This window comes from Mesorhizobium sp. M4A.F.Ca.ET.090.04.2.1 (assembly GCF_003999085.1).
In the GTDB taxonomy this organism is placed as follows: domain Bacteria; phylum Pseudomonadota; class Alphaproteobacteria; order Rhizobiales; family Rhizobiaceae; genus Mesorhizobium.
In genome coordinates, this window is sequence record NZ_RZOT01000224.1 from 1 (window position 1) to 9,057 (window position 9,057).

General features: G+C 59.1%; 8 protein-coding genes. 4 read left to right on the forward strand and 4 right to left on the reverse strand.

The annotated features are described in order from the left end of the window. Nucleotides 1–133: conjugal transfer protein TraD (gene traD, locus EN781_RS17000; RefSeq protein ID WP_145965530.1), on the forward strand; the 133-nt coding region annotated here is incomplete at its 5' end. A 174-nt stretch (nt 134–307) separates the two neighbouring features. Here the strand turns inward: traD and EN781_RS17005 are convergent. From EN781_RS17005 to vsr, 4 genes are all read right to left on the reverse strand, one after another. Further along, nucleotides 308–1,858, reverse strand: a complete 1,551-nt coding sequence (locus EN781_RS17005) for a restriction endonuclease (RefSeq protein WP_127400167.1) — start codon at nt 1,856–1,858, stop codon at nt 308–310. Nucleotides 1,859–2,027: 169 nt separating this feature from the next. After that, nucleotides 2,028–2,810 (reverse strand): nucleotidyl transferase AbiEii/AbiGii toxin family protein, encoded by a 783-nt coding sequence (locus EN781_RS17010; protein ID WP_245492602.1) that lies wholly within the window; start codon nt 2,808–2,810, stop codon nt 2,028–2,030. Between the two features lie 79 nt (nt 2,811–2,889). Continuing rightward, complete coding sequence (locus tag EN781_RS17015; RefSeq protein ID WP_127400169.1) at nt 2,890–3,513, reverse strand: AbiEi antitoxin N-terminal domain-containing protein; 624 nt, start codon at nt 3,511–3,513, stop codon at nt 2,890–2,892. Nucleotides 3,514–3,694: 181 nt separating this feature from the next. Next, a complete protein-coding gene (vsr, locus tag EN781_RS17020) occupies nt 3,695–4,165 on the reverse strand; it encodes a DNA mismatch endonuclease Vsr (protein ID WP_127400170.1) in 471 nt (156 codons plus the stop codon). A gap of 77 nt (nt 4,166–4,242) precedes the next feature. Between vsr and dcm the strand changes: the two genes are divergently transcribed. From dcm to EN781_RS34810, 3 genes are all read left to right on the forward strand, one after another. After that, on the forward strand, nt 4,243–5,847 hold the full coding sequence (gene dcm, locus EN781_RS17025) for a DNA (cytosine-5-)-methyltransferase (RefSeq protein ID WP_127400171.1): 1,605 nt from the start codon (nt 4,243–4,245) through the stop codon (nt 5,845–5,847). Between the two features lie 169 nt (nt 5,848–6,016). Continuing rightward, the gene (locus EN781_RS17030) at nt 6,017–8,638 is read left to right on the forward strand and encodes a Z1 domain-containing protein (RefSeq protein WP_210213478.1); all 2,622 of its coding nucleotides are present in this window, start codon (nt 6,017–6,019) and stop codon (nt 8,636–8,638) included. Nucleotides 8,639–8,708: 70 nt separating this feature from the next. After that, a partial coding sequence (locus tag EN781_RS34810; RefSeq protein WP_210213479.1) for a hypothetical protein occupies nt 8,709–9,057 on the forward strand: 349 nt, incomplete at its 3' end.

A 9,057-nucleotide genomic window follows, 5' to 3' on the forward strand; every position in this document is an offset into this window, starting at 1 on the left:
TGATCGCACCATCATATATGGCGCGCTACTCTGGATCGCCGCCAAGTTGCAGAGCCAAGAAGCCGAGCATGCGCGGGACCTTTGGGTCGCGAAGGGAAAGCAGGCATTCCATGCGGAACGGCTTGAAGAATAAAATGGCTAGCGGCGGTAGCGACAGTCGGCGAGAGAAAGCGAGCGAAAACGTCGTCAACGAGACGCGGAAGCCCAGCGGCAAGGCGAGGAAGCTTTCAATAGCCGCGAGAAACGCCGCATGGAATTCGTGATGGCGCCCCGGTCGTGTCTTTATGTTGGGCGCTGAGGGGATAGATCATGATGCGGGGAAGAATTTCTGCCTGACGCGGCGATTGCGCCCTAGCGCCCGTTCAAGCTCCAGAACCGACAGATGGTATTGGTCGACTTGGCGTTTCGTGCAGATCGTGTCGAGCTTGTCGTACAGTGTGGCGTCCATTTGAGCTGAGGTGATCACGCCGAACCCTTGGGCGCCGTATTGCTCGAGCATGTCGCCAACGTCTGTAAGGCGTGTCGCTCCGAGGGACGAACCATTGGTGACAAGCTTGCACTGGAAAATCCACTTCTTCGGCTCCACCCAAGGGCCTATTGTAGCCTCATGGATGATGATATCGCGGCCGCCATCCCTCGACTTCGATTTGCCGAGCTTCCGAATGGTCTCGGAATTGAACTTCGGGTTGTCGAAGATCAGCTGGTAGCAAAGCTCTTCGAAGGCCTCGTCATCCAAGCTCGTCCAATCGTACTCAAGGAACGCGGCGGCGCCGGTCGCAGTGGAAAGCTCTTCGGCCATTTGCGCCGAAGCCTCGCGGAGCGCCTTGGCCATCTGCAGCTGCGCCGGCCGGATGTCGTAGAGGAAATGGAGGAAGTAGCCATCATTGACGAACGCAAGCGTTCCAGTCTCGTGAAGGTAGCAACCCTCCGCAAGCATTGACATGCCTTCTAGGCCGTCCGAAGTCGAGAGTCCTGCGGGAGTGGTTTCTTGTGCCGCCGGTGAACGGAGCGCGCTGAAAGGATCTGATGACCAGCGCGCGGCATACTCGTCGTCTTGGGTCACGAGCCCTGCGCAAACCTGTGATTCGAAATACCGCCTCGATGGGAAGCGAACCAGGAGACCCTCGTGATGCACAAACGACTGGCCGTTGACGATCACGAAGTCGGCGGGCAGGAAGTCATCCAGACGGTACTTCTGATCCGTTTCCACGAAGAATCGGTCAGGCCCGATCGCTACCGGCACAAGCCATCCGGACCGCGAAGCATAGCAGCTAGCGCCTAGTATGCCGCTGAAGCCGCTGCGATGAAATCCGAGGCGACGCTCCGGGAAGCGCTCCATCTGGCTGCTCCATGCATCCGGCGCTTCGGACCGCAACTCGCTGTTCGCTTCGTGAAGGTTGGCGAAATACCCGTCGATAATCTCGGGCGCTCGGGGCACCAGGGTCTCCAGGTTGTCCTCATAGTCATAGACCTGTTCGCGAAGGTTCTGCAGCTTCTCCAGCTCTGCATCGTCTGTGAAATCCTCGAGTTCCCCGAGCAGAAGCGCACAGTCGGCAATGGCGTCGAATATTCCCGGCCTTGGTCCAATGAGGACAGCCCTGATGCAGCGGTAGTCTCCGGGTCGGTTTTCGGTCCTGACACGCTTCGCATATGCGGCCATCCGTTCGATGGCCCATGAAGCGTCAAGAAGATCTCCGCAGATGTCGCGATAGGACTGGGTTGACCCGAATGAAGGGAGCGGAACGTAAACGAAAATCCGATCGTAAGCGTGTGGATCAAGCGTCCCCAGATCCATTTCGAACTCTTCGCCGAGATCGATCTCGAGCGTTCGCGCATTGTCCCCGGCATCGTCCCCCATCTTGTTTATCCCTTATCCAAGGTACCAGCCGCACCGACTTCCGTTTCTGGCTTGCATCCCGGTTCAACGACTATTGTAGGCTGTCGGTCGAAACACAGCGTCACTCGGATTGGCGAGCTGCCAACAGGGTGCCATTTACTGCAGATACGTCCGGGTTACGGGCCACAATTTAATTGTCAGACGATCTGATGCGCGCGCACGATGGTCCCACCAGCGCCCAGACGGCATCCACAACCTCCACCAGCGACAGGCCGTCGTGGTCGATTGATTGTGCGTAGGCATGCCATTGGCGCTGCTTGGTCGCATCGTCCAGCAATGTCGTTGAAAGACCAGGTGGCCTACCGTCAGGAATGTCAGTATGTCGCCGCTCGAAAGTCGCTCGGATAGCAGCATCCAGATCCGTATCTGCGAGAGGGACTGCCTTGGGGATCGCCCACAGATCGTAGTAATCTTTCATGCGACCGTTGGCGATGCCCAGCGCGACCATGGCCTGAAATTTCTCAGCGATAACTGTTGCCGGGGGATAGGTCCGTATCTGCGGAGTCTCCATTCCAAGCAACGATGGATATGCGAACTGCTGCGCTGCGGCAGCGAGGGCGTCGCCGAAAGCTATGTCGATCGTAACTGGGATTCGAGACCGTTCCAGGAAGGCCGTCGTGCGCAGGCGCACCCCGCCATATTCCATCTCTTCGCGGATAGGGGCTGCAGTCAGGTCTTTAATGTCAAATACGAGCCCATCATCCGCACCGATTGCCATAATATCGGCAAATGCAGCTTTAAGCTTTTCCGGGTTAGCGTCGCCATATCCGAGAAAGTCGGCGTCTCGCGTCTCTCGATTGCCACCTTCAATCCACAGGGTAACGAGCATGCCACCCTTCAGGATGAATCGATCGCGCAGGTCCGAGATCGACAGGCGATAGAGCAATCGTTCGAGAGCATAGCGCACCAGCACGACCTCATAGATTCGGCCTTCCTTTCGCGCGAGGTTCAGTAACCGCTGCTTGATCGAGGCAGCCTGATTTGTAGTGCCTCTAGCCATTCGAGGTCAGAACCTCGAGATAAGGGCGCATGATCTTCCAGGCGTCGCCTGCGATTGCCGCTTCCGCGATTGTACCGGGTGTGGCCTTGCGCTGGTCGAGCGCAGCTCTCAGCCCTTCGACGGCAACCGAGCGATCGACCAGCTTGCGGTTGCGGAAGAGATCGGCGAGCGTCTTCGGGATCGAGAAGATGGGAACGTCGACTCCGGATATCCGATGATGCTCGATTCCTTGGTCCATGTACTTGTCACGAAGTTCGACGATGCGGATCGGCGGGTATGAGGGCGCCGGCGCCCCCCAGTCCTTGGCACTGATAGCAACCCAGATCTGGCGAGGCATCTGGTCGGTCAGCCCGTGAAACGCTAGCGCCGAAACCATAGCAATGACGCCTTTGGGGACTCTCTTTGCAGCTTCAGCGAGCGCCTGCTCGGGCTCGACTTCACTGTCGGCGCGTTGATAGAGGCCGCGGGAGATGCGGATGAGTTGGCCATTGTGGACAGCGCGCGAGATCGTCTCGGGCGCAATCCCAGCCTTGCGGAGTTCGTATGCGCGCACAATTGGCTGCGTGTCCAGGAGGGCGGCCAGTTGTTGGCGTTGGGTTGTTTGTGTCCGGTCCATGGGCGTGACATATCCTGGGTCTCATTGCGATCATACCCAGGATTTGTCACGTTGTCGTGCGTGACATATCCTGGGTCTGTTTTAAATCACACCCAGGATATGTCACATTCTCAGTGTGTGATCGCTGGTTTATCAAATTCGACACTCCGAGTAACATGACCCTCACTCTTGGTCAGCGAATTCAAACTCGAGAACCGGCACGCGGGCGAACAAGATCGCTTTCGAAATCACCGCTTTCCGACCACACCCAGGCCAGCACCCGTACAACCGTCTCATCGAGATACGCGGCCCGAAGTCCACACTCCCAGACGATGGCGACGCGCCAGCCATCGGCGTGCAAGGCATCGACAACCTCGCGGTCTCGGGTCACGTTCCGATCGAACTTCGCAGTCCAGAATTCCGACCTTGACGCTGGTGTGCTGCACCAGTGACAACCCGTGTGACGATGCCAGAAGCATCCGTGGACGAAGATCACCGCCCGTCGCGAAGACAGAATTATATCTGGTCGGCCAGGCAAAAGCGCCCCCTGCAACCGATATCGCAGGCCAGACCGATGCAGCGCCTTTCGCAACGCCATTTCCGGCCCGGTATTCTTCCCTCGAATGCCGGACATCATCCGAGAACGGGTCGCCTGATCAACTACATCTGCCATCGATCCAAGCCTGTCATTTCCCCGCAGAGCTGATATTAATCGGACTTTTGCTCCCTAGGGTCGAAAGCGCGTGATTCTTGCCAACATATTCAGTTGTTGACATATTTGCAGGTCCTGGAGGACTGGCAGAAGGGTTTTCGAGCGTTTCCGGCGCCGATGGAAAGCGCGCGTTCAAAATTGCTCTGTCGATCGAGAAGGACAAGGCGGCGCACTCAACCCTGCAGCTGCGCAGCTTCCTGCGCCAGTTCGGCAATTCCCTTCCTGAAAGTTACTACGATCTGATCAATCAGGGGGGCGACATACCCGACTGGTCCAAACAGTATCCGAAGGAATGGGCGGCTGCGGAAGAGGAAGCTTGGCAGCTCGAGCTTGGCAAGGAGAACCCCGACGATCGACTGAACGATCGTCTCGACGCCATCCGGACCGAAAGCGACGGCAATGTTATCCTTATCGGCGGCCCGCCCTGTCAAGCCTATTCGCTCGTTGGCCGTGCCCGCAACCAGGGCAAGGAAGGATATGTGGCCAGCGAGGATCATAAGCACTTCCTGTACAGGGAATACATCCGCATCCTCGATCGACTCCGGCCAGCGGCCTTTGTCATGGAAAACGTCAAGGGCATGCTGTCCTCTTCGGTCGATGGCGAGAATCGGATTTTCGATCAGGTACTTCGTGACCTGCGCGGAGACCGGCCCCACGGAGAAGAATACCGGCTGATTGCGCTGGATCCGCGCAGCCGAGGACAACTTGGCTTTGGCAGGTTTGAACCACGCGCCACCGATTTCATAGTTCGTGCCGAGGATTTCGGAATTCCCCAAGCACGCCACCGGGTGATCGTCGTCGGCCTCAGGTCCGACCTGGCTGCGGATTTGCCTGATTCGGCCCTCGCCGATCTGATGGTTCGCCATAGCCTGACTGCAACCGTCGGCAATGTACTGGATCGGATGCCGAAGCTGCGCAGCGGTCTCAGCCGAGGCGTCGACAGCGGGGAGGAATGGAAACAGATGGTCAGCATCGCCATGGCCTTTGTTGCCGACGTGGACACTGGTCTGGCCGATGATCTGCAAGCAGCCTTTGCGCAGACGGCTCATCAATATCGTACGAACTTCGAGAGTCTGAACGACATACCTGGCCGTGAGGCGCGAGGCGTCGGCATCTCGCCGGACTGCCCCTCCCACCTTCGCGACTGGCTGATCGATCCCAGGCTGGAGACGCTGCCAAATCATGCGACTCGTAGCCACATGGCGAGCGATCTTGCGCGTTATTTCTTTGCAGCTGTTTTCGCCGAAGTCGTCGGCCGCTCACCGAAGGCTTCGGATTTTCCAGAGGAGCTCGCACCGGAGCACGAGAACTGGAATTCCGGCAAGTTTGCCGATCGCTTCAGGGTGCAGCTCTCGGGCGGTCCTTCAACGACGGTTACAAGTCACATCTCGAAGGATGGACACTACTTTATCCATCCTGATCCAATGCAGTGTCGCAGCCTTTCGGTACGCGAGGCTGCGCGTCTTCAAACCTTCCCGGACAACTATCTCTTCCAAGGCAATCGCACCCAGCAGTATATCCAGGTTGGCAATGCGGTGCCGCCTCTCCTTGCCCGCTGGATCGGTGAAGCTCTTTTCGTGATTCTGACGGCCGAGAGACGCGATGCAACAGAAAACGAAATGAACCTGTCGTATGTTGCCTGACTAAGCCCGTTTGCAAGATCACGCGGATATTCGCGTACGGCTGTTGTGACGAAGTCGTTCGCGATTTTTTCATTTCAGCTTGCAGCCGATGGCCTGCGGCGTACAAACTCCATTCGGGGCGATGAGTCTATTCACGGCGGGGCGGGCGATGTCGGTATCAGCGACACAAATGGATGCGTTTGTCAGGCAGTTGCGCGCGCGACTGTCATCGGCAGACGGCCTGGATGATGCGGCTCGCCTCGTCCGGCAGGATCTCGAACCGTTCCTTGGCCGCTTCTCGACCGAGACCGAGCAGGATTTCGCCGCCGCCATCGAACAGGTTCGCGGATCCATTCGACCCGTCGAAATTCTCAGGGTGAATTCGATCTTCCGAATCCGCCAGGACTGGTATCACGGGCCGGCGGAAACTGATCGTCACTGGCCCGCGCTGCGGGCGTATCTCGTCGATTCCAAGGGCTGGTCCGCAGACACGGTCGATGACCGCATCGGCAAGGCCTCGAACGAGATCGTCTCGCTGCTTGAAAATCCCTCGAAGGAGAGCTTTGCATGTCGTGGTCTGGTCGTTGGACACGTTCAGTCCGGCAAGACCGCCAACATGACCGCCGTCATCGCAAAGGCGGTCGACGCCGGCTACAATCTGGTGATCATTCTGGCTGGCCTCACGAACAAGCTTCGCAAGCAGACCCAGGGGCGCATGCAGAAGGATCTGGTCGATCGGCTGAGAGACCAGTGGCAGCTCCAGACTCGGGAAGACGAGCAGGGCGATTTCAGGATGCCGCCTAATGGCGGCTTTCCGATGCCCGTGGATGGGGCGGCGCAGCTCGCAGTCGTGAAGAAGAATGTTGCTCCGCTCGGACAGCTGCTTCTCACACTCGAGCGTACCCTGCCCGCGATTCTGCGCCGTCTCAAGGTCCTTGTCATCGATGATGAGTGCGACCAGGCGAGTGTGAACACGGCCTCGGGCGAGTACGACATGACGCGCATAAACGAGAGGATCCGCCTCATCCTCAAGAAGATCCCGGCAAATTCCTACGTAGGATATACCGCCACGCCGTTCGCGAACGTGCTCATCAATCCCTTTCCCGCTGGGGGCAGGGAACTCGACGACCTCTACCCGAAGGACTTCATAACCGCGTTGCCGACGCCGGAAGGTTATTTCGGGACCGAGCGTCTGTTCGGCCGCCCGCCGATCGACGCGGATTCCCCGCAGCCGGAAGAAGAGGGGCTCGACATGATCCGGGAGATCCCGGAGGACGACATCGCGTTCCTTCAGCCTCCGAGCCGGGCGGAAAAGGATCATTTTCAGCCACGCATGACGGAATCGCTCGAAGATGCGGTCCTGTATTTCCTGGCGTCTTGCGCAGCGCGACGGTTTCGAGGCGATGCGGACAGCCACATGTCGATGTTGATCCACACATCGGCATACGTGATCATGCATGAGCGACTGGCCACTCTGGTGAAGGCATGGCTCGAGGTGATCGCCGACCAGATCACGGACCCCCTATCTGCTCTTGGGGTACGGATGCTCGGGCTCTGGGAGGCCGAGCAGCAGCGCGTTCCCGACGACCTGTGCGCCCTGCCCCACGTCACCGGACATCAGCTGATGCCGTTCATGCCGGCGGTCCTCGAGGCGCTGGAAGTTCCTGTCGAGAATGGCACCAGCGAAGATCGGATCGACTACGATGGCCCTTCACGCACGTACATCGTGGTCGGCGGCTCCATCCTCGCTCGTGGCCTGACGATCGAGGGCCTGTGCGTGAGCTACTTTCTGCGCACATCCAGCCAGTACGACACGCTGCTGCAGATGGGACGGTGGTTCGGCTATCGGCCAGGATACGAAGACATGCCGCGCATCTGGATGACCGATTCGCTCAGTACGGCATTCCGTTCGCTCGCCCTCATCGAGGCCGAGATCAGGGGGGATGTCGCCGAGTATGCGGTTCGCAAGACCACTCCGATGGAATTCGCGGTCAGGGTGAGGTCGATACCGGGGATGGCGATCACAGCCGCAAGCAAGATGAGAGCGGCCGTCCTCACCGACGTGAGCTATGCCGGCAAGCACGTGCAGACGATCCGCTTCGATCATCGCAGGCCTGAGATCGTCCGGGGAAACTGGACCGCCGCCGCCCATCTGATGACACAGGCCACCGACCTCGGGTTACGCGACCGGGAATCGACGCGCATCCTGTTTCGCAGTGTGCCCGGCCGCCTGATAGTGCAGTTTCTCCGGGCATACTCGGTGCAGGCGTCCCACAGGGAGCTCTCTGCCGAGTTCCTGCTGGGTTACATCGAGGCATCTGGCGACAGCGCGCGGACATGGAACGTCGGAGTCGTCGAACCGAGAAGCGGGGACCAGTCGGCAAAACCGATGGGCGAGCTGGGCCAGGTACGGCTTTCGACAAGAACGCGACTGGAGCGGCCGGATGATTTCGCCGACATCAAGGCGCTGATGTCGCGAAGGGACGTCCTCTTCGACTGCGCCGATGGCGGAGACGCCGCGACAGAGACAGATTGGACCAGGCTGAAGGCCGTGCGCGCGGGTGTCGTCGGCAACGTGCCGCTCCTGCTGCTCTATCCGATCGACAGGAACTCTACGCCGAGAAAGGCGTCGGGCCAGCGCGTCGCCCTTGAAGCCGTAGGAGATCTGGTCGGCTTCGGGATTGTCTTCCCCGGGTCGGCAGACGGGTCAGGCGGATATTACAGTGTGAGACTGGAACCACCATCGGCCGACGATCTCGAAGACATCGAGGACGAGATCGCCGAACAGCTCGAGGCCGGCCGTGTCCACTGAGCCGTCGCTCGAAGAGTGGTCCATGCTGCGCCGTAGTGGTCACGCATCGAGCGAGCTCGGGATTCCCAGCGTGGATACGGGAATCGAGACCGGATTCGGAAGCATTCGTCTTGCGCTTGGCAATGCGGGCGAGCTGCGCGTGCTCCTCCCGATAAGACACAGCGAGAGAATCACCCAGCTCCCGAGCAGTCCGTCACTTGGGATCGGCATCGCGACTTACGCTCTGAATGGTGTCTCGGTACGCTATCTTGACATTATCTGCCTGGCAGCCGGACTGGACGGGGTCTTTGCGGATGTCAGCGCGGAGATGATGAAGCGTATCAGGGCTGGCTCGTCTCCAGTCGACGCCTGCGCGTCGACTCTCGACGACTTCAGATCGCTGCTCGCCGATCCGGCTTCTGGAGTAACTACCCAGGAAG

Excerpts from the sequence above, each read along its gene's own strand:
- EN781_RS17005 (WP_127400167.1), bottom strand. The coding sequence starts at position 1,858 with ATGGGGGACGATGCCGGGGACAATGCGCGAACGCTCGAGATCGATCTC.
- EN781_RS17030 (WP_210213478.1), top strand. The coding sequence starts at position 6,017 with ATGGATGCGTTTGTCAGGCAGTTGCGCGCGCGACTGTCATCGGCAGAC.
- EN781_RS17015 (WP_127400169.1), bottom strand. The coding sequence starts at position 3,513 with ATGGACCGGACACAAACAACCCAACGCCAACAACTGGCCGCCCTCCTG.
- vsr (WP_127400170.1), bottom strand. The coding sequence starts at position 4,165 with ATGGCAGATGTAGTTGATCAGGCGACCCGTTCTCGGATGATGTCCGGC.